The organism is Rhizobium sp. SRDI943, assembly GCF_057653695.1.
In genome coordinates this window covers 492,463-516,156 of sequence record NZ_CM172787.1, presented here as the reverse complement: position 1 = coordinate 516,156, position 23,694 = coordinate 492,463, and the positions used below count along the sequence as shown (strand labels likewise).

The 23,694-nt window shown below is 56.5% G+C and carries 25 protein-coding genes, 1 tRNA gene and 2 pseudogenes; 19 read left to right on the top strand and 9 right to left on the bottom strand.

Translation table 11 applies throughout. The features are described 5' to 3' along the window. Nucleotides 1-143 precede the first annotated feature (143 nt). The gene (locus tag AC245Y_RS02530; protein WP_017993026.1) at nucleotides 144-1,136 is read right to left on the bottom strand and encodes an MBL fold metallo-hydrolase; all 993 of its coding nucleotides are present in this window, start codon (nucleotides 1,134-1,136) and stop codon (nucleotides 144-146) included. Between the two features lie 261 nt (nucleotides 1,137-1,397). On the opposite strand from AC245Y_RS02530, the gene AC245Y_RS02525 reads away from it, so the two are divergent. After that, a complete protein-coding gene (locus AC245Y_RS02525) occupies nucleotides 1,398-2,822 on the top strand; it encodes a DHA2 family efflux MFS transporter permease subunit (protein WP_017990373.1) in 1,425 nt (474 codons plus the stop codon). 111 nt (nucleotides 2,823-2,933) lie between these two features. On the opposite strand, the gene AC245Y_RS02520 is transcribed toward AC245Y_RS02525, so the two are convergent. From AC245Y_RS02520 to AC245Y_RS02510, 3 genes are all read right to left on the bottom strand, one after another. Continuing rightward, nucleotides 2,934-3,317 carry a VOC family protein gene (locus tag AC245Y_RS02520; RefSeq protein WP_003545712.1) on the bottom strand — a complete coding sequence of 128 codons (384 nt, stop codon included), beginning with the start codon at nucleotides 3,315-3,317 and terminating at the stop codon, nucleotides 2,934-2,936. 158 nt (nucleotides 3,318-3,475) lie between these two features. Then, entirely contained in the window at nucleotides 3,476-4,195 is a 720-nt protein-coding gene (locus AC245Y_RS02515) for an RlmE family RNA methyltransferase (protein WP_017993025.1), read from the bottom strand. A 2-nt stretch (nucleotides 4,196-4,197) separates the two neighbouring features. Next, nucleotides 4,198-5,778 (bottom strand): Ppx/GppA phosphatase family protein, encoded by a 1,581-nt coding sequence (locus tag AC245Y_RS02510; RefSeq protein WP_011650590.1) that lies wholly within the window; start codon nucleotides 5,776-5,778, stop codon nucleotides 4,198-4,200. Nucleotides 5,779-5,813: 35 nt separating this feature from the next. Between AC245Y_RS02510 and AC245Y_RS02505 the strand changes: the two genes are divergently transcribed. Then, a complete protein-coding gene (locus AC245Y_RS02505) occupies nucleotides 5,814-5,981 on the top strand; it encodes a glycosyltransferase family protein (RefSeq protein ID WP_017993024.1) in 168 nt (55 codons plus the stop codon). 40 nt (nucleotides 5,982-6,021) lie between these two features. Continuing rightward, nucleotides 6,022-6,095, top strand: a tRNA-Gln gene (locus tag AC245Y_RS02500). A 175-nt stretch (nucleotides 6,096-6,270) separates the two neighbouring features. Here AC245Y_RS02500 and AC245Y_RS02495 read toward each other — a convergent pair. Then, nucleotides 6,271-6,801, bottom strand: a complete 531-nt coding sequence (locus tag AC245Y_RS02495) for a hypothetical protein (protein WP_017993023.1) — start codon at nucleotides 6,799-6,801, stop codon at nucleotides 6,271-6,273. Between the two features lie 85 nt (nucleotides 6,802-6,886). After that, the gene (locus AC245Y_RS02490; protein ID WP_026157258.1) at nucleotides 6,887-7,105 is read right to left on the bottom strand and encodes a hypothetical protein; all 219 of its coding nucleotides are present in this window, start codon (nucleotides 7,103-7,105) and stop codon (nucleotides 6,887-6,889) included. A 196-nt stretch (nucleotides 7,106-7,301) separates the two neighbouring features. On the opposite strand from AC245Y_RS02490, the pseudogene AC245Y_RS02485 reads away from it, so the two are divergent. From AC245Y_RS02485 to AC245Y_RS02475, 3 genes and pseudogenes are all read left to right on the top strand, one after another. Continuing rightward, nucleotides 7,302-7,516, top strand: a pseudogene (locus AC245Y_RS02485) (hypothetical protein). 376 nt (nucleotides 7,517-7,892) lie between these two features. Continuing rightward, nucleotides 7,893-8,183 (top strand): ribbon-helix-helix protein, CopG family, encoded by a 291-nt coding sequence (locus tag AC245Y_RS02480; RefSeq protein WP_011650586.1) that lies wholly within the window; start codon nucleotides 7,893-7,895, stop codon nucleotides 8,181-8,183. Between the two features lie 867 nt (nucleotides 8,184-9,050). Further along, nucleotides 9,051-9,185, top strand: a complete 135-nt coding sequence (locus AC245Y_RS02475; RefSeq protein ID WP_011650582.1) for a hypothetical protein — start codon at nucleotides 9,051-9,053, stop codon at nucleotides 9,183-9,185. 939 nt (nucleotides 9,186-10,124) lie between these two features. On the opposite strand, the gene AC245Y_RS02470 is transcribed toward AC245Y_RS02475, so the two are convergent. Next, nucleotides 10,125-10,916: an ATP dependent DNA ligase gene (locus AC245Y_RS02470; RefSeq protein ID WP_017993020.1), complete on the bottom strand. Its 792-nt coding sequence runs from the start codon at nucleotides 10,914-10,916 to the stop codon at nucleotides 10,125-10,127. A 136-nt stretch (nucleotides 10,917-11,052) separates the two neighbouring features. Here AC245Y_RS02470 and AC245Y_RS02465 point away from each other — a divergent pair, with 136 nt between their 5' ends. From AC245Y_RS02465 to AC245Y_RS02450, 4 genes are all read left to right on the top strand, one after another. Next, on the top strand, nucleotides 11,053-11,496 hold the full coding sequence (locus AC245Y_RS02465; RefSeq protein WP_011650579.1) for a hypothetical protein: 444 nt from the start codon (nucleotides 11,053-11,055) through the stop codon (nucleotides 11,494-11,496). Nucleotide 11,497: 1 nt separating this feature from the next. After that, on the top strand, nucleotides 11,498-11,722 hold the full coding sequence (locus tag AC245Y_RS02460) for a hypothetical protein (protein WP_017993019.1): 225 nt from the start codon (nucleotides 11,498-11,500) through the stop codon (nucleotides 11,720-11,722). After that, complete coding sequence (locus tag AC245Y_RS02455; RefSeq protein ID WP_017993018.1) at nucleotides 11,709-12,164, top strand: hypothetical protein; 456 nt, start codon at nucleotides 11,709-11,711, stop codon at nucleotides 12,162-12,164. Before AC245Y_RS02460 ends, AC245Y_RS02455 begins: the two co-directional genes overlap by 14 nt. Nucleotides 12,165-12,239: 75 nt before the next feature. Continuing rightward, entirely contained in the window at nucleotides 12,240-12,620 is a 381-nt protein-coding gene (locus AC245Y_RS02450; protein WP_011650577.1) for a thermonuclease family protein, read from the top strand. 391 nt (nucleotides 12,621-13,011) lie between these two features. Here AC245Y_RS02450 and AC245Y_RS02445 read toward each other — a convergent pair. Next, nucleotides 13,012-13,257 (bottom strand): annotated as a pseudogene (locus tag AC245Y_RS02445) (hypothetical protein); the annotation flags it as partial. A gap of 231 nt (nucleotides 13,258-13,488) precedes the next feature. Continuing rightward, the gene (tnpA, locus tag AC245Y_RS02440) at nucleotides 13,489-13,917 is read right to left on the bottom strand and encodes an IS66-like element accessory protein TnpA (RefSeq protein ID WP_017993016.1); all 429 of its coding nucleotides are present in this window, start codon (nucleotides 13,915-13,917) and stop codon (nucleotides 13,489-13,491) included. A gap of 583 nt (nucleotides 13,918-14,500) precedes the next feature. On the opposite strand from tnpA, the gene AC245Y_RS02435 reads away from it, so the two are divergent. From AC245Y_RS02435 to AC245Y_RS02395, 9 genes are all read left to right on the top strand, one after another. Then, nucleotides 14,501-15,481, top strand: a complete 981-nt coding sequence (locus AC245Y_RS02435; RefSeq protein WP_011650574.1) for a GDP-L-fucose synthase family protein — start codon at nucleotides 14,501-14,503, stop codon at nucleotides 15,479-15,481. Then, entirely contained in the window at nucleotides 15,481-16,599 is a 1,119-nt protein-coding gene (gene gmd / locus AC245Y_RS02430; protein ID WP_011650573.1) for a GDP-mannose 4,6-dehydratase, read from the top strand. The genes AC245Y_RS02435 and gmd overlap by 1 nt, the downstream gene beginning before the upstream one ends. A gap of 20 nt (nucleotides 16,600-16,619) precedes the next feature. Further along, nucleotides 16,620-17,699, top strand: coding sequence for a Gfo/Idh/MocA family protein (locus tag AC245Y_RS02425; protein WP_011650572.1), 1,080 nt, complete (start codon nucleotides 16,620-16,622; stop codon nucleotides 17,697-17,699). Continuing rightward, entirely contained in the window at nucleotides 17,696-18,181 is a 486-nt protein-coding gene (locus AC245Y_RS02420; RefSeq protein WP_011650571.1) for an acyltransferase, read from the top strand. Before AC245Y_RS02425 ends, AC245Y_RS02420 begins: the two co-directional genes overlap by 4 nt. Nucleotides 18,182-18,322: 141 nt before the next feature. Beyond that, a complete protein-coding gene (locus tag AC245Y_RS02415; protein WP_245273998.1) occupies nucleotides 18,323-19,495 on the top strand; it encodes a DegT/DnrJ/EryC1/StrS family aminotransferase in 1,173 nt (390 codons plus the stop codon). Further along, on the top strand, nucleotides 19,492-21,087 hold the full coding sequence (locus AC245Y_RS02410) for an oligosaccharide flippase family protein (protein WP_017993014.1): 1,596 nt from the start codon (nucleotides 19,492-19,494) through the stop codon (nucleotides 21,085-21,087). The genes AC245Y_RS02415 and AC245Y_RS02410 overlap by 4 nt, the downstream gene beginning before the upstream one ends. Next, a complete protein-coding gene (hisH, locus tag AC245Y_RS02405; RefSeq protein WP_011650568.1) occupies nucleotides 21,088-21,699 on the top strand; it encodes an imidazole glycerol phosphate synthase subunit HisH in 612 nt (203 codons plus the stop codon). It begins immediately after the preceding gene. Then, on the top strand, nucleotides 21,699-22,454 hold the full coding sequence (locus tag AC245Y_RS02400) for a HisA/HisF-related TIM barrel protein (protein ID WP_245274037.1): 756 nt from the start codon (nucleotides 21,699-21,701) through the stop codon (nucleotides 22,452-22,454). Before hisH ends, AC245Y_RS02400 begins: the two co-directional genes overlap by 1 nt. After that, the gene (locus tag AC245Y_RS02395; RefSeq protein WP_011650566.1) at nucleotides 22,447-23,607 is read left to right on the top strand and encodes an N-acetyl sugar amidotransferase; all 1,161 of its coding nucleotides are present in this window, start codon (nucleotides 22,447-22,449) and stop codon (nucleotides 23,605-23,607) included. The genes AC245Y_RS02400 and AC245Y_RS02395 overlap by 8 nt, the downstream gene beginning before the upstream one ends. Nucleotides 23,608-23,694 lie beyond the last annotated feature (87 nt).

Genomic DNA, 23,694 nt, shown 5'->3' with positions numbered 1-23,694 from the left:
CGGCATGTCCGCCAGGCTCGTCATGGGTGCCATGCGCCAGGAGCATTGCGGGAAAAGCGCTCAGCACTTTTCCGTCCGGAATTGCATAAAAACAAGAAGTTAGAGCGGCCCAGCGCTTCCGCGAAAGGCGGAACCGCTCCCGATCAGATGTCGAACTGATAGCTCTTCGGCACGAAGCGATAACCGCCATCCTGCCTTTCGACGAAGCCGACCGCCGGGAAGGGCATGTGGTAGCCAAGGAAGGCGATCTTCTCGCTCGCGATCATCTCGAAGACCTTGCGGCGGGTGGCGGCTGCCTGCGCCTTGTCCATGTCGAAGCGCACCTCCCAATCCGGCCGCAGCAGCGACAGGATATAATGGTTGGCCGTATCGCCGGTGAGCACAAGGCGTTTGCCCTCGGATTCGACGTGGAACACCATATGTCCCGGCGAGTGGCCGGCCGCCAGCACCGCAGTCACACCGGGCGCGACGCTATCACCTTCTTTGATAAAAGTAGTCTTCTCGGCGAGCGGTACGACATTGGCGAGCACCGCCTTGTGGCCGCCCTCGGCAGGCGTGCCCTCACGTGCCTTGTCCGACCAGAAATCATATTCCGCCTGGCCGACGACATAGCAAGCATTCTTGAAGGCAGCCGCGCCGTCTTCCATCAGGCCGCCGATATGATCACCGTGCAGGTGGGTCAGCGCCACCAGCGTGACGTCGTCGGCCGAATATCCCGCAGCCTTCAGGCCTTCGGTCAGTTGGCCGGCGCCACGTGCGCGGCCGGCAGCGCCGAAGCCGGTATCGACGAGGATGACATCCGAACCGGTATCGATGAGAGCCGGCGTATAGCCATTCATGAACTTGTCGGCCGGCAGGAAGTTTGCGGTCAGCAACGCCTTGACCGTTTCGGGGTCCTGATTGGTGCCGAAGGTTTCGTAGGGCTTTTCTGAAATGTTGATACCGTCGCGGACGACGGTAAACTTATAGGAACCGAGCTTGAATTGATCGATTTCGGGCAAAGGCGTTCCATCCATATTTCTGCTTTCTCCAGTCGCAGCCGCTTCGGCCTTATCTCTAAAAATTGCCGGCGCCGCAGCCAAGCCAAGGCCTGCGGCAAAAAGCGTGCGCCGCTTCATTCGCGTCGAAATTGTCATATATCCATTCTCCCATGACATGCGGTGTGCCGCCGCTCGGCCCCGATAACGTTTCCGGCCGGATTTCTTGCCCCGGCCCGGGTAGACATATGTCAATTTTGATAGACGACTTTGGCCGGCAAGCCGTGTCACGCAGACGTGAAGCAAACGTGTCATCGACCCGAATTGGGATTCGGATTGGGGGATTGGCAGAACGGGGAAGTGGGACTAAACAGCACGGGCCTCCCCCGCTCCATTCCGCGCCCATCAAGGCTCCCGCCTATGAATCGCATCGTCCCGCTGATCCTTGCCGTCGCCCTCTTCATGGAACAGATGGACTCGACCGTCATTGCGACGGCGCTGCCGGCGATTGCGGCGGATCTCAATGTCGGGCCGATCACGCTGAAGCTGGCGCTGACCTCCTACATGGTGGCGCTGGCGGTGTTCATCCCGGTCAGCGGCTGGATGGCCGACAGGTTCGGCGCCAAGAAAATCTTCCGCTTTGCCATCTCGGTCTTCGTCATCGGCTCGATTTTCTGTGCCGTCTCGTCCAACCTCGTCGAATTCGTGTTTGCCCGCTTCCTGCAGGGCATGGGCGGCGCGATGATGACGCCGGTCGGCCGCCTCGTGCTGGTGCGCACGACGCAGCGCAGCGATCTGGTCTCGGCCATGGCGCTGCTCACCATTCCGGCCCTTGTCGGCCCGCTCACCGGCCCGCCGCTCGGCGGCTTCATCACCACCTATTTCAGCTGGCACTGGATCTTCCTGATCAACGTGCCGGTCGGCATCATCGGCATCTGGCTTGCGACGATCTTTCTGCCGGAGGTGGAAGCGACGGCGCCGCCGCGGCTCGATTTCACCGGTTTCGTGCTGACCTCGCTTTCGGCTGCGGGCGTCGTCTTCGGCCTGTCGGTGGTCAGTCTGCCGGCCCTGCCCCCGATCATCGGCGTCACCGCCACCTTGATCGGTCTCATCTGCGGCGTCCTCTACGTGCGCCATGCCAAGCGGCACCCGGCGCCGATCCTCAATCTCAACCTGTTCAAGAACCCGACGTTTCGGGCCTCCACCTTGGGCGGCATGCTCTTTCGCATTTGCGTCGGCGCCATGCCCTTCCTGACGCCGCTGATGCTGCAGCTCGGCTTCGGGCTGACGCCGTTCCAATCCGGCCTCATCACCTTTGCAGGCGCCATCGGGGCGATCACCACCAAGTTCATGGCGAAGCGCGTTTTCGCCGCCGCCGGCTTCCGCACGACGCTTCTCGGCGCCGCCATGGTGACGACCCTGGTGACTGCCGTCACCGGCCTGTTCACGCCGTCGACGCCGCATCTCGTCATCATCGGCGTGCTGCTGCTCGGCGGCTTCTCCCGCTCCTTCATGTTCACCGGCGTCAATGCGCTTGCCTTCGCCGATATCGAAGATGCCGAAGCCAGCCAGGCGACATCGATGAGTTCGGTGATGCAGCAGGTTAGCCTGGCGCTCGGTGTTGCGGTCGCCGCCGCGATCCTGGAGAGCTCGATCTATTTCCGCGGCGAAGCGCTGCAGGTGGCCGATTTCCACCTCGCCTTCTACATCATCGCCGGACTGACCGTCATTGCGACCATTCCCTTCATCCGGATGGACCGCAATGCCGGCGCACTCGTTTCCGGCCACCGCTCGAAGGCAATAACGGCAGCAACTGTTGAAGCCGAACAGCATGCGGTGAAATAAAGCATGTCGCGCAAAAGTGTGCAGCGATTTTGCGACAACGACATGCGCGGAAACAACGACCTAAAGCGCGGGGAGCGAATCTGAAAGATCGCGACGCGCTTTAGGCAGCCGTTACTCCGGGTTTTCGCAAACGGCAGAGAGCTTGTTGCCGTCGAGATCGCGCACATAGGCGGCGTAGAAATGGGCATGGTAGGAGCGCAGGCCGGGCTCACCCTCATCCACGGCGCCTGCCGCGATTGCCGCCGCATGGAAGGCATCGACATCCGCCCGCGTTTCGGCCGCAAGCGCCACCATGGCGCCATTGCCCGAGGTCGCCCGGCGGCGATTGAACGGCGTCACCACCCAGAAGCGGCAGCGCGTATCGCCGTCGGCGGCATAGCCGATTTCCTCTTCGGAAGAGCGCTGCCGACGATAACCGAGCACAGGCAGCACGGCATCGTAAAAATGCCCTGCGCGATAAAGGTCGTTGGTTCCGAGCGTGACGTAAAGAAGCATGGGATCAGCGGTTCAAATCCTCGCAGCGCCGCGCCTCCTTTGAGACGCGCAAAGGACGCTGTGGCGCTTTCAATTGCTGCATAATTTATCCCTACATCGATTCCGATTTAAGGAATTAGGCAGTCGATCGTCATCATCGGACAGGACCGGCCCAAAGATCAAGCTTCCTCTGCGTCACCTTCGGCCTTGCGCCCCTTGAACCCCTTGGCCAGCAAGAACATCTCGACCGATTCGGCACGCGACGAGTTCGGCTTGACATGGACGACCTGGCGGAAGTTCTGCTTGAGCATGGCGAGCAGCTCACGCTCGGTGCCGCCCTGAAAGGTCTTGGTGAGGAAGTGTCCACCTTCCCCCAGCACTTCGACGGCGAAATGCGCCGCGACTTCGCACAGATGCATGGTGCGCAGATGGTCGGTGCGGTGGTGGCCGGTGGTGGGCGCTGCCATGTCCGATATGACGAGATCCGGTGTACCGCCGACGGCCTCCAGCAGCTTTTCCGGCGCACTGGGATCGAGGAAATCGAGCTGCAGGATCTTGACCCCCGGCAGTTGGGTCATTTCGAGGAAATCGATCGCAGCCACACGAATATCATCATCTGTCGAGCCGGTGACCTTGGCGGCGATCTGCGACCAGCTGCCGGGGGCAGCGCCGAGATCGATGATGCGCCTGGCGCCGCGCAGGATGTGATGTTTCTCGTCGATCTCCAGCAGCTTGAAGGCGGCACGGGCGCGATAGCCTTCAAGCTGGGCGCGCTGCACATAGGGATCGTTGATGTGGCGCTCCAGCCATTGGCGGGAGGAGGCCTTCATCTTCTTGTTCTTGACGCGCTGGCCGAGCTTGCGGCCGGTGCGGTTTCCCGCGATCGGTGCCTTGGTCATGCCTATTCCTTATCTCGCGATCTCACGCGCTGGCCGCGGCGGTTGCGGTTGCGCCGCCACACGCCGTCATCGGCCATCATGTCGGTGAGCAAGCCTTCCCTCAAGCCGCGATCGGCAACCCGCATGCGCGGGCTCGGCCAGCGGCGGCGGATCGCCTCGAGAATGGCGCAGCCGGCCAACACCAGATCGGCCCGGTCAGGCCCGATGCAGGGATTGGCGGCGCGGCTTGCGAAATCCCAGGAGAGAAGCTTTGCCTGCATGGCGGAGACCTCATCGTCGGACAGCCAGATGCCATCGACCTTGCGCCGGTCATAACGCGGCAGGTCGAGATGCACGCCGGCAAGCGTCGTCACCGTGCCCGATGTGCCGATCAGGTGAAAGTCGCCGGTCTGGGCGACCTCGATCTCCGGGCAATCGAAGCTTCCAAGCATGCCTTCGACTTCACGCACCATGCCTTCGAAGGCCTCCGGCGTGACGTCGTGCCCGCCATGGCGCTCCGACAGCGTCACGACGCCGACCGGAAGCGAGGTCCAGTGGGTGATGTGATTGGCAAGGCGGCTGAAGCGATTGTCGCCGATGCGGATGACGGCGATCTCCGACGAGCCGCCGCCGATATCGAAGAGCACGACGGAGCGCGTCTCACGACCGACCAGCGAGGAGCAGCCGGAGACGGCAAGCCGCGCCTCTGTCTCGCGATCGATGATCTCGAGCGCAAGGCCGGTTTCGGCAACGACCCGGCTGAGGAAGTCCTCGCCATTGACTGCCTGGCGGCAGGCTTCGGTGGCGATCAGCCGCATGCGGCGGATCTCCCGGTTCCTGAGCTTGGAGGCGCAGATCCTCAAGGCCTCGATCGCCCGCTCCATCGCCTCGTCGGACAAACGGCCGCTGGCCGCAAGGCCCTCGCCGAGGCGCACGATGCGGGAAAAAGCATCGACGACACGGAATTGACCCGGACGGGTCGGCTGGGCAATGAGGAGACGGCAATTGTTGGTGCCGAGATCGAGAGCGGCGTAGAGCTCCTCCGGCCACACATGCTCGCCGGCCTGGCGATCACCCTGATGCCCGGAATGGGAATGGCTTTCCTGGCGGCCCCTGCGGTTGGCGCTCGCGCCATTCAGTGCTTCACGCAGGTCGGCCCTGAGCACCGTTTCTTCCGCGCGGCTTTCCTGCTGCGGGGCACCTGCTGGTTTTGCCGATGTCAGCGGCCGGCCCTGTAGACCGCGCTTGCCGCGGTGTTTGCGGCGGCTGCGACGGCTCGGCGCTGAATCGCTATCGGAACGGACAGCATTGCCTGCCGCTGCCGTCTGTTCCATTGCCTGGGGGATAGATGGACCGTCCTGCACGGCACCATGGCCGCCACGACGGCGACGCTTGCGCTTGCGGGCCGGATTCCCGGCTGCATCTTCTATCGGGCGCGCTGGCTGTCCGGCACCGCCGGAAGGCTCATGCGAAGCGGGATGGGCCGCGTTGCGGGATTGCCCGCCACGTTTGCCCTTGCGGCGCCTGGACTTCTTGCCGTCCTTGCGCCCTGCCGCCGGCGCCCCGTCAAATTGCGGCTTTGCGCCGCCTTCGGGGTCTTCCACGTTGTTTTTCCATCGCGCCGCGCAAGTCTTGAGATATGCAGCAGGCGCTCATTCGATTTTTGCGTTGCGGCAAGAATATCAGCGCCCGCCGAAATCGCCAAATTCTTTTTTGGACCAAGGGATTTGCAGCGATTTCACCTTTCCGCGGCAGCACCGATTTTTTTCAAAACAGCTATTTGCAATTCCCCGGCTTTTGGTTATAAGCGCCGCACACCAGCCGACCGCCCGCCGGTTCGCTTATGCTGGGGAATAGTTCAATGGTAGAACGACGGACTCTGACTCCGTTAATCTTGGTTCGAATCCAGGTTCCCCAGCCAATCAATTTCTTCGACAATTTCAGTTAGTTAGTGAGCGATCAGCCCACTCAGTCGAGCCAGTCCCATGTCGCAAGCGTGTTACATCTGCTTGCGTTGATTTCCAAGCGTTTCAATTTGGTAGCGGCGAATCCACGCGACATGGAATGCAACATGCGGCCCTGACACCCCTGAGCCATCATTCCTCTTGCCAACGGACTTCGAGGATGCCCCCGAGCGCCTTGACGGCTTTGCTTATCGCCTTGAAATCTGGATACTTGCGCCTGCTGCCGTTTCTCTGAAAGTAGCGGCCTGTGCCGCTTTCCTCATCCAGGTCCCGCATTATCCACCCCAGATCGTAGCAAAAAGCTCGAACCTGATCATTGGCTGCGATGCCCGTTATGACGTATCGCTTCTTTTTTCGCCGATAACCATAATAGCGAGCAGCGGCTTGGATGTTTTCCCAGGGGATGTCGGGAAACGTGGCGCATATCTCTTCCCGAGAAGCCTCGGGATACAACTTTCGAAGCTTCTGCCGTTCTAATGGGCCCCAGCGGTGATATTTCCGCCCAAATCCAAGCTCGCAGCAGCGCGCTTGAATTGCCCGCGCCGTTCGATGTCTGAGTATTTGGCGCAGCGCGAAGTGGTCAAAATACAGAAGACGACAGAAATCGTCTTCGATCTCCGTCCATACCTTGTGCCCTGCGGGAGTTACGCCGAGGCGAGCCATCCTGGCTCTCACACGCTCAGCGGTCGCCGCATTCTTCGCATAGTATGCCAGCGTCAAAGTCAAATACGTCGGCTGTTGGGATTGCCTACGCCTTCTTCACACGCATCACACGGTAGGAATTGAACGTTCCGGCCTTGTCGGTGAACACGGACTCGACTGCGTTCGGCAGCCCTCCGATTTCACGAAGCTTATAGGCGAGATCGGCAAATTCTAGTTTAAGCCGATCTATCTGGCCTGCCATGACCTCCTGAATTCTGGTTTCAAGTTCCGCCTTTTGCCTCAAGAGATCATCAAGTTCAGACATCATCTTCTCCGGTTACGATGGTGACGCGCATTTTCTATGGCGCGCCTTGGAGACATGTCCAACGGGGATGCCGTTTAGGCTTGAAGAAGTTCTACGGGAAAAGCCGACCGGATCATTTTGGACCAAGCCGCCGCGGTGTGATTGACATGGACGCGAGTGGTGCCACTGTGTGGCGTACCACGAATTGGAGCCTACCATGACCCCTGCTCGTTTCACCGAATGCCTTCTCCACATCCGCTGGACGCCAATAAACCTTGCCAGTGCGCTGCAATGGACCTCTCGTGGGTGGAAGCGCTGGAAGCTGGCAATACTGAAGTGCCGGCGGGGTTAGCAGCATGGCTGGAGACGCTTGCGCGGTGCCATGAGGCTGCAGGAATCCCTACAACCTACCGCGGAAAGGGACACGAGTGATTGATCCGAATAAGAAGGATATGGCGATCGCAAGATAGATCCGAGCGCTCTCGGCTTATGCTCGTGAAAATGCGTGGCTTTATGTTAGGTCAAGCCCCCACCTTTCCACGAAATCTGAGGCTGACGCTCATAAAGCAGCCGTAGAGTCCGTCTGTGACGCCATGGACGCCCTCGCCAACGAAGCCTTGGAGCGCAAAGTGGCATATTCTGAGTTCGATGCTCTGCGGAAACATTTGATCAAACTGAACTCGTTTCCGCCAAATGAGTATTTCGAACCCGTCGCTCGGGCGTTCGCGGAAAGCGGCGCCCTTCAATAGCGCCAGGCTGATGCCATGGGCCGGCCCAACATGAAGCTGATCAAAGTAAGGATTGCAGCTTGGTAAAGGATGACACCGCCACCCTCCTCGAAGACGCCGCCGATCGGATCGCAGCTATCTCGCGAGCGGATCTTCAGATCATGCTTCGTCGCGCCGCTCTACGGCTACGCAATGCCGGCGGCGTCTCGATGGAGGATGATGTCGAAGACGCCTTGCGCGACCTGGCGGGCGAGCTTGGCAAGACGCGCAATGACATGATCAGGTTTATCGTTCGAGAGTGGATGGAGAAGAACACCTATCTGCCAGTGCACGAACTGGACGAAGATGGCGATGTTGATGGGATTGCCTGAGCCGCACCGTACTTGTGGACTCGCGAACACTAAATGGAGCATCAGCATGGCAAGCCTCGAGCAGATGACTGGTTCACTGCATATCCACAATTCTATATCGGGAAGTTGAAAGTTAGGCAGGAGCAGCTTTTCGTGAGCGATCCCGAATTGGCGATGCTTCTCGACAATGTGGCTGCGGTTCTGTCGGAGCACGCTGCGGTGTTGGCTGACGATATCGCTGACATGGAATGCGATGATTGATAGCGCAACAGCTTGAGCTATTCAGCGGAGGATCAATTTTCAATGATCAAGCCTGAACTCGCGTTCGCCATCATACTTACGAGCAACCTCGCAGCTCCGATCTTGGCTTTGGTCGCTGGTCGGAGATGGCCACATTGCCGGAAAACATTGCATTTTTTGGCGGTGATCTGGGTCGTTCTGTCATCATACGTGTGCGACAGAATGACGTTCACGCCAGATATCACCACTGTGGACGACTCTTATGACGATTTAGACCAGTTTATAGCCGTCGTCGCCATCTTGTTGCAGCAGCTAGCCATTCTAATGACCTACGTAGCTTGGTTTGCGTGTAGCGCATTTGTTAAGCGGCAGCGGCATCTCAAAAAGAAGAAGGACGCCACGTGTAATAAACATATGCCATTTCGACATGTGTTGGCTTCGTCATGCTGGCCGATGGTCGCATCGAGATCGGCAAGAACGCCGTCGAGAGTACCATCCGTTAGATAGCGCTAAACCGGAAGAACGCGTCAATGTGCGAGAGAGCGACAGCGCTTACGGATCAGCGGGGGCGCACCCTGATTTGGCCATGCCACTAAGGCAATGTGCTGCCATCTGACCGGCAACTGGTCTTTTTGCAGATGAAATCACATGGCACTGGGCGCAACGATCGGAATTGGAATAGGCGCCGCCTTCGGCCTGATGATTTTTGACGACGCTGTGATTGGCATTACCTTCGGTGCGTCGCTTGGTGCTGCCGTCGGCGCCCTCATTACCAGTAGATGACCATCGGTTTCTCCGGGGATCAAGCCGTCATCCTAGGACCGCGCTGTTCATGGCCGAATTCGTGCCGGAGAAAAACACGACACCACTCTTCTTGACTCTACGCCTTTGTCGCCAAATATTTATGAGGTGCAATTCTCCGAGGCAAAGGACATGAATTACGTTGAAACGAAGCGTTTCCGCTGTTCAAACGCTGAAGGTCGAAATTATACTGTCATTGAACAAATGCGGACTTCTCGGCGGTCCGTAAATACAAGGACCGACTACGTCACCGAAGAAGGGGACGTTGCAGAGCGCCTCGACGATGGCAGTTTTCTGCTCCTTTTATCCAACGAGGTAATTCGCGTTTCCTAGGTGGCGTAAGGATTAAACGGCCAAAGGAGGCGGGCCTTGCGACCCGCCTCGCATCACATCCGCGGCAGAAGTCCGATGTGCTGACCGGCGTAAATTCCGACGATGAACAGCGCCACCAGGAACATTGCGATCATAACCGCCCGCAGGCTGCTGCGCTGATCCATCTCGGCCTCCCACCTTATCTCCACAAAATCGATGTAGCGCGACGCGAGTTTGAGGGAATGGCGGGCGTCGCGACCCCCCGCTGGGCATTTCCACTATCCGATGTACACCCATCCAAGCTTTGGCAATTGCGGAGTTTCAACACTCAGTTGGATGCGGCATGCCACTTCGCCCGCGGAGTGGGCGGCATCCCGCCAATCACACATTTTATCCATAGCCACAAAACGTGTTCGGCTTACGGTCGACGCATCCGCGTCACCTCGGTAGAAGGTGGCTATGAACGATTCGAAAAACCAAAACCGAGACGAAGACGAACGGCCGGCGAAGCCGCCGCTTCCAAAGGGCGAGAAATTTTTCGATCCGTGGGACGCAGAGTTTCGCCGGGCTTACAAGTCGGACACGTTCGAATTCTAGAGCGGCGGGAGCCTACTCTATCTCAGAAACCCCGGCATTATCCTGCTCCTCCCGCAGCCCCTTGTGAGATGCGTGCCGCAGCTTGCCGTCATCGGCCCACCCCCTATACTCGATCTCGGCAATGAGCTTCGGCTTCACGAAAATTGCTCCCTTGCGATCGACGACCGCAGCCGGCGTAGATGTGATAAGGCGGTCTAGCTTCTGACGAAGCTCATAAGCATTCCGCTCATTGAAGCCGGTCCCTACCCCGCCGACGTAAACCAGCTTCATACCCTTGCGCGCGGCGAGCAGAAGCCGACCGATGCCGGCGCGCGCGACTGTGGATCGCTTACAACCGACGATGACAAAGCTGTCGCTCAGGACGCGTTTGATCTTCACCCAGTCGCCGAGACGTCCCGACCGATAGGGCGAGTCCCGGCGCTTGGCGATGATGCCTTCCAACCCATGTTCGCAGGCGCTCGCCAGCAGCTGATCACCGTCGGTCTCGATCTCCTCGGAAAGCCGGATATCCCTTTGGCCGCCTGCCGGCACCAAATCATGGCCGTCGCGCGTCAGGATGCGAATGCCCGTCGGATCGATATGCACCGACAGGCGATAGCCATCCCATTTGATTTCATACACCCAATCGTCGCCCTTCGGCGGTCTGGCTTTGAGCAACGCTAGGCAGGGCTCGATGCGATCAGGCATCGGATCTAAGGGGAGATTGGGCTGGTTAGGATCTCGGCGCCGATGTGGGCGACTGTGTAGCAGCGCGTCGGCGTCACCGAGCAGCGGCTTAGAAGGCTTGCGAGGCGGCTTGGTCATGCTGGCAGTTCATCAACAACGCCTTAAAAAGCAATTCGCCTAGATTGATTATTGACTCGCATCCAGATGAGAACATAATAAGAACATCGGCGAGGCGGCCGCCAATCTGAAAGTCTGTCTCGAAGGAGAAACGACGATGCTAGAGCAATCGGCCGACAGCGAAGCCATGCATGATGAAGATGAGATGGACCTTTCCGGTCTCTATTGGACGCCACCGGGCCAAATGCAGCGGGAGGACGCGCACAAGAACTTGTTGGACGCGATTGCCGGAAGGCGACCGGATCAAGTCAAGCTCTTCAGTGCCAGCGCTTTTGAAATACCTTCGGCCTTCCCGGCTGGCTTCTTTGATGTAGCAATCGACATGGCTACGCTTGAAGCGTGCGGTGTTTACAGAGCTTATCGCGACCACAACGACTATGCGACGAAGCCGGAATGGTTCTCCAGCAAACTGAAGGACACTGACGAAATATTCAGCGAAGTTTACAACCGCTTGATTAAGTCAGGCTTTTTCGACTGGCATTTTCAGGGGAAGCGTCCCGAGGAGCCTGTTGACCAAGGCACGACATCACACGGCCGCTGACATGCCTGAGACCCAAGCAAAACGTGGTGTTGTCCCCATTCGGGATGACGTTGAGACCGAGCGGGAAATTGAAGCAGTTCTTGCTTGGCATGACGACAATGTCCGCGCAGCGATCGGCACGCTACTCGACGATATCCGGCACCTTCGCCGGCAGTTGGCATTGGCAGAAGGTGCCATGAGCCGAGGCATGACCCGCGGATGGCGGCCGGACTATGACCGTCGATGATTGGAATTCGTCCGACGCCGGCACGGGGCTAAAGTCATATGCGGGTAAGCGGGTGGGCGTGATCTGCGAGGAATGCGAGATTTTGAAATTCTTCGACGGGGACGAGCTCATTGCAAAGCATGGCAATGCTTCTATGCCTTCGCTCCTCCCAACGCTCGCAAAGGAAAATCTCGGATGCCAGCGCACCGAAAACAGATACTACCAGCGGTGCAAGCTTACCTATCACCACGGTCCCGAAGAATGGGCACGACGAGATGGCTATGTGAAGCCTGAGGACGCGCAGAAGAGGGATCGTGCCCTCGGCGATCTGGCCGAGTGGGAGGGTCTAGTGGCCTTTTGCAGGAACGTGGACTGCAAACGGAAACGGCCGCTTGATCGATGGGCACTGCAAAAACGGCTCGGCAAGGATACGAAGATTTCGGCAATAGGCCCGCGACTGTAATGCAAATGCGGTCACCGCGGCGCCAGCATCGTCATTGGCTATGTGTCGAGGTGATCTTGGAGCGCAAGAAAAGGAATGAGAATTGATTGCTGGATTGATTACTGCGCATCGTTGACCGTCGTTGACGGCGACACGGTGAAATGCGATGGGCAGAACATGCGGCTGCTGGGCGAAGGTGTTCCGTTCGTCTCGGGCATCGATACGCCGGAGATCGGTTCGCACGCAAAGTGCGTCAAAGAACGGAAGCTGGCGCCGATCGCCAAGGGACGGCTGAAAGAGCTTTTGGCGGAAAAAGGATTGCGTGTCGTGACGAGCGGCGCAGTCGACAAGACGCCGTCGCACCGGCCACTCGTCAACATCTATCGAACGAATGGGGAAGAGATCGGCAAGAAGCTGCTTCGGGAGGGCTTCGCACGGTCGTGGAGCCCGAAACGGAGGAACGACTTGTGCGACTGAACCGGCCATACCGGCGATACGCCACTGAGACGCCGCAACTCCACTAAGCAGCGAATATTTGGCCACTAGAGATCTAATTCAACGATTGGTACGGAACCGTGCAGGAACTTTTCCGCTTATCTATCGTTAGACCAGAAGGATCGCAGAGGTGCCCCTTTATGACGGGGCCGTACGCCAACTCTTCGTTCCTGTGCGATCCGTCTTTCCAAAACTGCCCCGTTCAGCGGGGCTCCTTTTTGATCCTCGGCGAGCGATGACGGGACCTAACCGGTCCCCGTTTTGTTATATCAGCAGGAAAGCACGGGTGTTCCTCCTGTGCGATCCATGAACTTGCCCTGTTTCGGCGGGGCTTTTTTTGGATCGGGCGCCGCGGAAGTAAACGCAATATCAGTCAGTTGATCTTGAGCCAATGCCTCAACGCTGAGACAGCCCCGTCGCTCATGTAAGCGACAACCCCGCCGATGGTGAGGCCGGCGAAGGCGATCAGCCCTGAGATCCCGTAGCCCAGGGTTTTCATTTTTTTCCACTCCGCAAGAGTGGGGGCGACCGCTTCGTGGTTCTTCTCGACGGTTTTCGTCAGGCTCTTGATCTCCTCACGAAGGGTCGCATCAACGCCGCCGCTTATCGCCATTGAAGTGCCCCCCGATTTTGGGCCAGCAGAAGCTGGAATTTTCCGGGGTTATGAAGGCATTGTCCGACGGGTTTGATGCACCAAAACCTTTGCATAACCGCGATCGACATCGCGTCTACCGCAGGTAGAAAACGTGCAGTTCTTACCTGATCATTAAAGTGGATCGATTGTCGCGGATAGAGGTATTCACGTACGCTCTCATTATTTGTATCCATGCGGTTCCCATCGGAAACGGGTTCATCGCAACGTCTCCAGACCCCGCATAATCCGCAGCAGCACGTCCACGTCGACATCCCGACCGACGATCACACGCCGGTCTTTCGCACTCACCACCTCCATGCGACCGTGGTCGCTGACAGGCGGAGGCACAGCGACAGTCGCCGCAGGTGGCGTGTTCGCAACAACCGGCTCGGCAACAACGATCGCTAGAACAAACCCGTTTGTCGAGCGGTGGACAAGCCGTCCTTCCCGGGCGGCCCTGCGCCAGGCATTCAACTGCCAGCGCGTGATCCCATGACGCTGCGCCGTGGCCGTCACCTGCCGCGGGCCGTTATAACTCTCAGCCACAATCGCCAGCTTCGCTTCATCCGTGAAACGCCGGCGACGCCCGCTATCGACAATCTCCATCCGGCTGAAATGCCCGGTGAGATCATTCATCAAGTCCATGTGTGAAGCACCGTCTATATTGCCGTCTATATAGACAGAGCATCCACACTCTCACTCACTCCACAATGCGGCCCAACTCGGATGCGTACTGTGCACTAGCACCAGCCTTCGCTGTCGCGTATGCGTTTCCGGTTGGGAATCCGCGCTATGCAGTACCATTGTTTCCGTTGTACTTTTTCGTTACGTCGATTGGGGCAACTCACGTTATTGCATGGTCGCGACTTTTGAGAGTTCATCAAAAGAGCGGCTCAAATATCTCATCTTAGGTCAGATAGCGCTTTGAATTCCGCGCGCGTCAGCGTTGCGGCCATCATCTGTGTCGAGGCTACCGTGATCACTGAGGCCAAGTGCCAATTCCAGACGGGAAATAGCAAGCTGCCACCACTCAGGAGGTGTGCGTAAGATTCGCGAAAAAACCACCGGTATGATCAGTATGCTCCGATTGATGAAGATTGACTTTTGTGGCGAGAACACCCAATGAGGCGTAACTAATCCTTTCCGCGCGAGTCCGACATGGCAACTGTGCGGTCGTAGATAAAGAAGCCGGGAAGCTTCCGGTCATGCCACGGGTGCGCGAGCAAATATGGGCAGTTTTCCAAAAATATTCGTAGCCGGTCATACTGGTATGGTCGGCTCGGCGATCGTACGGCGCTTGGTCGCCGAAGGGCATCCGCCCGATTCCGTCATCACCGCAAGGCATCAAGACCTTGATTTGATAGAGCAGTTGGACGTTCGTCGGTTTTTCGAAAAGGAGCGACCTGATCAGGTCTACCTTGCAGCGGCGAAGGTGGGCGGCATATACGCAAACAACACCTATCCGGTTGACTTTATCTACGACAACCTGATGATTGAACTGAATGTCATGGAGGCTGCTTTCCGGAACGGCGTTCGGAAGGTTCTTCTGCTCGGATCAAGTTGTATTTACCCGAAGCTTTCCGACCAGCCGATCAAGGAAGATGCGCTTCTTACAGGTCCGCTTGAGCCGACCAATGAACCTTATGCAATTGCCAAGATTGCCGGCATCAAACTTTGCGAGAGCTACAATCGCCAATATGGCAATACTCACCTTGTAGACTACCGTGCTGTGATGCCCAGCAATTTATATGGTGTCGGAGATACATATCATCCCCAGAATTCGCATGTCATTCCGGCGCTCCTGCGGCGCTTTCACGAAGCGAAAACCAGGAGTGCGCCCAGCGTGCTGATCTGGGGCAGTGGGATGCCGCTGCGAGAATTTCTTTATGTTGACGACATGGCCGCCGCCAGCGTGCATATCATGAATTTGCCGGCAGAGCGCTACAACGCCCTGAAGCCAAAAGGCCAGACCCATATCAACGTAGGATCTGGAAGCGACGTGACTATTCGCGAGCTTGCGACGACTATCAGCGACCTTGTTGGCTTCCGAGGGAAGATAGAATTCGATACCTCCAAACCAGACGGAACACCTCGAAAGCTCATGGACAGCGGGGTGGCAAGAGAGCTCGGATGGTCACCGGTAACCGATCTGAAGGAAGGTCTCAAATTTGCTTACGAAGATTTCCTGTCTCGGGAGAACGTCGCATAATGTCTAAAGTCGCTCTCATAACCGGCGTTACCGGTCAGGACGGTTCCTATCTAGCGGAATTTCTTCTCGAAAAGGGATACACCGTTCATGGAATCAAGCGACGCATGAGTTCGTTCAACACGCAACGCGTCGATCATATTTACCAGGATCCACACAGCAAGAATATGTTGTTCAAGCTGCATTACGGGGATCTGACGGATACAAGCAATCTCATCCGCATCATGCAAGAGACGCAGCCGGACGAGGTCTATAATCTCGGCGCCCAGAGCCATGTTGCCGTAAGCTTCGAGAGCCCGGAATATACAGGCGATACCGACGCACTCGGAACACTCCGCCTGCTGGAAGCCATACGCATACTGGGATTTGAAAAGAAAACGCGATTTTATCAGGCGAGTACGAGCGAACTCTACGGACTTGTACAAGAAACCCCTCAGAAGGAAACTACGCCATTCTATCCGCGTAGTCCCTACGCGGTTGCGAAGCTCTATGCTTACTGGATCACCATCAACTATCGCGAATCCTATGGCTTATACGCGTGCAATGGAATCCTATTCAATCATGAGAGCCCTCGTCGTGGCGAAACGTTTGTGACGAGAAAAATCACGCGTGGTCTTTCCAATATCGCGCAAGGTCTTGAAGATTGCCTGTACATGGGCAATCTCGATGCGTTGCGTGATTGGGGTCACGCCAAAGACTACGTTCGCATGCAATGGATGATGCTTCAGCAGGATCAGCCGCGGGATTTCGTAATCGCGAGCGGCAAACAATACAGCGTACGTCAGTTCATCCAATGGGCTGCAGAGGATCTCGGAATTACCCTTCGCTTCGAGGGAGAAGGCTTGAATGAGCGAGGGATCGTTGAGACCGTCACAGGCGACAAGGCCCATGGCGTGAAACCCGGCTCCGTAGTCGTACAGATCGATCCTCGCTATTTTCGTCCGGCCGAAGTCGAAACACTTCTCGGAGATCCTACGAAGGCCCGCGAACTGCTCGGCTGGGTTCCGGAAATTTCTGCGAGAGAAATGTGCCGGGAAATGGTGATGCATGATTTGGGGCATGCACAGAGACATGCCTTGCTTAAGCAGCATGGCTTCGATGTTAACGTAAGTGCCGAGTGATTGCGGGCGGATACGATCGCATGGGGAAAGAACTCTTGATAAAATTCGCTATTGTTGGCTGCGGGCGCATTGCCAAAAGACATTCCGAACTGTTGGGCCTGTCACAGATAAAAGGTGCGACGCTCGCTGCGGTTTGCGATATTGCAGAGGAAAGAGCGAGGGAGTTCGGTGAGCGATTCGGCGTTCCCTACTATCGGTCGATCGATGAGATGCTTCAGAACACTGAGGTGGATGTCGTATCGATATTGACGCCAAGCGGCATGCATGCAGAACACGTCATTACGGCAGCAAAATATAAACGACATATCGTTGTCGAAAAGCCAATGGCTCTGACTCTGGCCGATGCTGAAGCGATGATCAAGGCTTGCGACGAGAATAATATTCGATTGTTCGTCGTCAAACAAAACCGTTTCAATGTCCCGGTCGTGAAGGCGCGCGAAGCTCTTGATGCGGGCCGCTTCGGTAAGCTCGTGCTCGGGACGGTTAGGGTACGATGGTGCCGCGATCAGAGTTACTATGATCAGGATAACTGGCGCGGTACCTGGCAATATGACGGCGGTGTCCTTGCCAATCAGGCAAGTCATCATATCGACATGTTAACTTGGTTCATGGGCGATGTCGAAAGTGTTCACGCGCGGGCGGCGACAGCGTTGGTGGATATCGAGGCGGAAGACACTGCCGTAGCCACACTGAAGTTCCGCAACGGTGCTCTCGGCATTATAGAAGCCACCGCAGCAACGCGACCCAAGGACATTGAAGGATCGATTTCGATACTTGGAGCTGGGGGCTCTGTTGAGATTGCGGGCTTTGCGGTGAACAAGATCCGCACCTGGCAGTTCGGCGACCATGACTTAGGCGATGAGCAAGTTATGGAGAAGTACTCTGTTAATCCTCCAAACGTTTATGGTTTTGGTCATCAGGCTTATTACGAACACGTCGTCGATTGCCTCGTGAATGATACAAAAGCCCTCGTGGATGGTCATGAGGGCCGCCAGAGTCTTGAGCTGATCTCGGCACTTTACGAATCAATCGCTTCCAATCAGGAAGTGAAATTGCCTTTGGAAGTGAAACATTCGAAACTGGGACGATCTTCCCAGTGACCGACGGCTCCCCCATGCTTTGGAAGGTGCAGGTCAGAGACGTCGTTTGCGGCGCTCGCGTAAAAATCGTCGAGCCTGCCAATGTCTACGAATGCGAACTCGCAGATGATTGTTTTGTTGGCCCATTCGTAGAGATCCAGAAGGGCGTGAAGATCGGGCCGCGCACAAAAATACAGTCCCACAGTTTCATATGCGAACTTGTGGAGATTGGGGAGGATTGTTTCATTGGACATGGGGTTGTTTTTGTGAACGACCTTTTTTCGGGAGGTGGGCCTGCGCGGGGAAATCGCGAGCTCTGGAAGGAAACCCGAATCGGCAATCGGGTTTCGATCGGCTCGAACGCTACGGTCCTTCCGGTTCAGATATGCGACGACGTTGTCATCGGCGCAGGCGCCGTTGTAACCCGGGATATCACCATTTCCGGCACCTATGCCGGCAACCCCGCTCGGCCGTTACCTCGCTCGGCTAGCAACGAAACTTAGTTTGTGCGGAAATGTCGTCGTTGGTAGACAACCCGGGACCTTTGGCTTTGTGAGCTTCTCGCCGCAAGGTCGCCCATGGGAGGTCGTTGGCCTCGCCCCTTGGGAAAAAGTTGTTTCAGTGTTGAGCCAATGCATGGCCGAATGTTATTTGACTTGTTGCAGTGGCGGCGCTGCCGCGGAAATCATGAAAATTTACCAAGAGCAGGTTTAATGAAAGTTCCTTTCGCTGATCTTCATCTCCAATATCTCTCGCTAAAGGAGGAGATCGATGCTGCAATTGCTTCAGTCATCCGGTCTTCCTCGTTTATCAGGGGGCCATTCGTTCAGAAGTTCGAGGACGAATTTGCCGCCGCCGTCGGCGCCCCTTATTGCATCTCATGTGCTAATGGAACGGACTCACTCTTCATCGCCATGCGCGCGCTAGGCGTCAGACTTGGGGATGAAGTTATTACGACTGCCCATTCGTGGATTTCAACTACCGAGACCATTTCACAGGCCGGCGGCAATGTTGTCTTCTGCGACACCGACGCTTCGACATACACAATCGATCCTGTTCAAATCGAAGCGAGGATCACGCCTCGAACGGTTGGCATCATCCCGGTTCATCTCTATGGCCAACCGGCCGATATGACTGCTATCATGGCGATCGCCCGGAAGCACGGTCTCTGGGTCATAGAGGATTGTGCTCAATCCCATCTTGCTGAGATTGATGGGCAGGTCGTCGGGAGCTTCGGGGATGTCGCTTCCTATTCTTTCTACCCGGGAAAGAACCTTGGCGCGATGGGCGACGCAGGCGCCATTACCTGCAAGGACAAATCACTTGCCGATCGGATGGCAATGTTTGCGCGGCATGGCGGGCTTTCAAAGGGCGACCACCAGATCGAAGGCATAAATAGCCGCCTCGACGGACTGCAGGCCGCGATTCTGTCGGTGAAGCTGCCGCGTCTGCCTGAATGGACTGCAAAGCGGCAGGAATGGGCGAGGCGATATGCGCGCGCCCTCGAGGATATTGGTCAGCTGGAACTGCCTGAAACGGCAGCCGGACGAAATCACGTCTATCACCTGTTTGTGATCAAGCACGAGCGGCGCGATGCCCTGGCCGCCCACCTCAATCATGCCGGCATCCAAACTGTGGTCAACTATCCAATATCGCTGCCGTTCCTACCGGCTTACGAACGCCTTGGCCATCGGCCGGAAGATTTTCCCAACGCGTTTGGAAATCAATCCAAGATTCTTTCAATTCCGATTTTCCCTGAAATGACAGAAGCTCAACTCCTGTACGTCGTAGATACGATCAGGGGATTCGCCGAGTGAGTGATGAACGCCCGGAGAGCCATGGAAGGCGCAGCAATCTTCTTGGAAACTCAGGCTGGAATTTTGCGGGTTTCCTTTTTACGCTGGTTGCTAACCTTGCCACGGTGCCGTTCGTCGTACGCTGGATTGGACTGCAGGCGCTGGGAAGCGCAGGCATAGTGATCGCTATCGCAGCTCCCGTGACGCTGATCGGCACCGTGCTCGGGCAGGCCGTTGTCAGGGAAATTTCCGCGCGGATTGGACGTGGCGAGGAGCATGCCGCCGCCCGTATTGCTATCGTCGGAATAAAAATCTGCCTGATCGCTTCGGCGGCGGCGTGGCTAGGGATCGTGCTTGCCGGTCCATGGATCATGACCGGCATCGCCGGTGCGTCTCTTCCGTCACAGAATCTCACCGTCTCCTTCCTCATTGTCGCAACCGGCACAATGGCGCAGCAGTTCTCGTTTGTCCTGCAAGGTATTTGCGTGGGAAAGCAAAGTTTTCGATTGGTGGCCCAAGCATCAGCCTGGAGTTCATTCGCAACCATCATCATGACCTTGGGATGCACTTGGTCCTTTCCAGTGCTGAACGGCTATTTGCTCGGATTTTCTGGAAGTCTCGTATTGTCGACTGTAGGATGGATATGGATTACATCCTCGGAATTCCGTGAGAGCGGCAGATTGATCTCATCGTCTCCCGACGACCTGAAATCATTGCTTCATTTTGGAAAATGGCAAAGCCTCTCTCAGCTTGCGGGAATCTTTGGCAACCAGATTGACCGCTACGTTCTGGCTTCGCTCGCGCCATCTGCCGTTGTCGGCCAATATAACGTGTGCAATCGCGTCCAGGAGGCCGCCTACATCGCTGTCATACGTATCTGTGAAGTCCTGTTTCCTCGATTTGGCAACATGTCGAACAGCCGCGAAGAGGAGCGGCATGATTTCTTTATGCTCGCCTCATGGGGCAATTCGGCTTTCGGAGCCATCGTACTCTCGCCAATCGCGGTTCTCTCTAGGCCGCTGTTAACGGTTTGGATCGGCGAAGAAACCGCTGCAGGCGGCACACATCTTCTCCAGATACTCATTCTCGGCGGCATCGTCGGGTGCGGTTCGAATGTATTCCAGTATTACGCCATGGGAATGGGCAGAAACGCACCGGCTGCATATACTTCGCTTGCGTATTCGGTGATGACGGTTGTTTTTTCTTTCGTTTCCATTTGGTGTTTCGGTCCATACGCTGCTGGAGCAGGCTTGCTTGCTGCCAGCCTTGTAAGAGTACCTCTCGCGCTTTTGGTGACTCGCAATTGCTTCTTTCGCACTTTCAGCGCGGAGCAAATGTTTGCCTGTACAGTTGCTCCTATCTTGGTTGGCATCTGCATAGTTGTCGGATCTTTAGGCCTGAATTTCACCTGGATCAATGGCTGGCTGTCCCTCGCTTTCGCGTATGTCTGTTCTGTCTGCGTTGTCTCCGCCGCGATCGCAGCCGTGGCGATGACGACGAAAACCGGGAGCATTATCTTGTCCCGTATCTATGGGTCCGTTAGAACGGCTTTGTCCGCGAGACGCCTGATTGGATGGAATAACCATCTTGTGAAACGCAAGAGAGGGTTTTGAGTGATCACTGTGGTAGACTATGGCGTCGGGAATATCGGCGCAATTACAAATATGGCGGAGTATCTGGGGATCGATGCTCGGCCAAGCGGTGATCCCAAGGAGATCGAAAGTGCCGCGAAGCTCGTTCTTCCAGGGGTCGGTGCGTTTGACAAAGCAATGGCCACGTTGAGAAACAGAAAATTAGTCGATCCACTGAATCACGCGGTGCGCGAACGGAGGGTTCCTGTTCTCGGCATATGTCTCGGTATGCAGCTGTTGGCGCGATCCAGCGAGGAAGGCTCGGAAACTGGACTAGGCTGGATAAATGCGGATGTGAAGCGCATCAGGCTGCCGGCAACATCATCCCTTAAGGTTCCTCATATCGGTTGGCTTGAGATAAAGCCGCGCCGAGAAAGCGCTCTGTTCGACAGGTCCAACCGGCGGGAGCGCTTCTATTTCGACCACAGCTATTTTGTCGATTGCGATGATCCGAATGACGTTACCGCCGTCATCGACTACGGCGAGGAGCTATGTTGCGCAGTGAGTTCGAACAATGTCAGCGGCGTGCAATTTCATCCTGAAAAAAGCCACCGCTTCGGGATGCGGGTTCTTGAAGCATTCGGAAAGCTTTGATGAGAAAAAGGCTTATACCCGTCCTGCTAGTCGATCAGAAGCGTCGGCTGGTGAAAACGATAGAGTTTGGCGAGCGCACCTACGTCGGCGATCCCTTCAATGTTGTTCGCCTGTTCAACGAAAAGGAAGTCGACGAGATCTGCATTCTCGATATCGACGCCACGCGTACGGGGCGAGGTCCTGACCTCGGCTTCGTTCGCGAACTCGCAACCGAATGTTTCATGCCTTTGGCATATGGCGGCGGCATCACCGAGCTTAAGCAGTGCGAGGAACTTAACCGCTCCGGCGTCGAGAAGTTTGTACTCGGTCAAGGCGCGCGCAATTCGCAACTGGTGGGAGCGATCGCTGCCGATATGGGCAGCCAGGCTCTGGTTGCCTGTGTCGACGTAGACGGTCGCGGCGCGGCGGCGAGCTGCTACGCTTCAAGCGGTGCGAGGCAAGAGCCGATAGAATTCTGCCTGAGGTTGCAGGATGCCGGCGTTGGCGAAATAATTCTTCAGTCGAAAACTCTCGACGGCACCCGCAACGGATATGATCTTGAGTTGATCCAGTCGATTACCCGAAAGCTGAGCATTCCGGTCGTTGCCTTGGGTGGCGCCGGAGACGTCGCCCACCTGATGGAAGGCCTTCATGCCGGCGCTTCCGCCGCGGCCTCGGGGAGCGCCTTCACCTTTATCGGTCGGCTAAGGGCAGTTCTTATAAGCTACCCTGCACCAGAAATTTTGGAGGAAGCGGAGCAAGGTGCTCATGGATAACGCGTCGCGAGTTTGCTCATTTTGCGTCATGGACAATTCCAACCCGTCGATCGTGTTTGACGCAAACGGCCAATGTAACTGCTGTCGTGATGCGCTGAATCGCAAGCCGCACGAGTGGTGGACCGGCCCCGAAGGCGACATACGAATGCGGCGATTGATCGCCACATTGAAGGAAGAAGGCGCAGGTAAGCCATACGACGCAATGGTCGGGCTTAGCGGTGGAATTGACAGCGCGTTTCTTGCGCATCTCGCCGCCCGAAAGCATGGTCTTCGTCTTCTGGCGGTCCATGTCGACGGCGGTTGGAATTCCGAGCCCGCCGTCCACAATATTGAAATTCTTGTCCGAAAACTCGATCTCGACCTTCACACGTATGTAATCGAGTGGCAGGAGATGCGCGATCTGCAGATTGCGTTTATGAAGGCTTCTGTCCTCAATCAGGACATCCCGCAAGATCATGCATTCTTTTCCACCCTCTATAGGACAGCAGCTAAATTCGGCATTCGTCACTTCCTCAGCGGCGTAAACTTCGCGTCAGAATCGGTGATACCCCGCGGCTTTGGCTATCCGTCGATTGACGGAACGCATGCGAGCGCGATTCAAAAACGCTTCGGCTCCTTGAAGCTCACGACCTATCCCTTCATGAGCCCTCTTGAGTATATTTGGCTTACCCGCGTCCGCCGGCAACTCACCATTCACCGTCCGCTCAACTACATCGACTACAATAAAGAAGAGGCGCGCACTGAGCTTCAGCGCGAATATGGGTGGCGTGACTACGGTGGCAAACACAGTGAATCCAGATTCACCAAATTCTACCAGGATATCTATCTTCCGAGAAAATTTAACTTTGACAAAAGACGGCTTCATCTTTCAAGTTTGATTGTTGCCGGACAAATGACACGGGAGGAGGCGCTGCGCGAAATTTCAACGCCCATCATCTCCGTTCAGGATGCCCGCAGGGAAACAAAGTTCGTGGCCAAAAAACTGGGATTGAAGCCGGAGGAGCTCCAATGGTATATCGAGGCACCGCCAGTACCGCACAGTAATTTTCCGAACGGCATGTGGCTTCATAAAGCGCTTTTGCGCCTGCGTAAGGTGACTCGAATTTTGCTGCCGTCACGTAGCGCAACCGTAGAGGCAGCTGATGTCGACTAGCCTCGTCTTCGCAATGGCTGTCACACTGTCGGTGGGCTTCTACATTTGGAAGGTGGGTATCAATCTGACGCTTTCGTCAGTATTTTT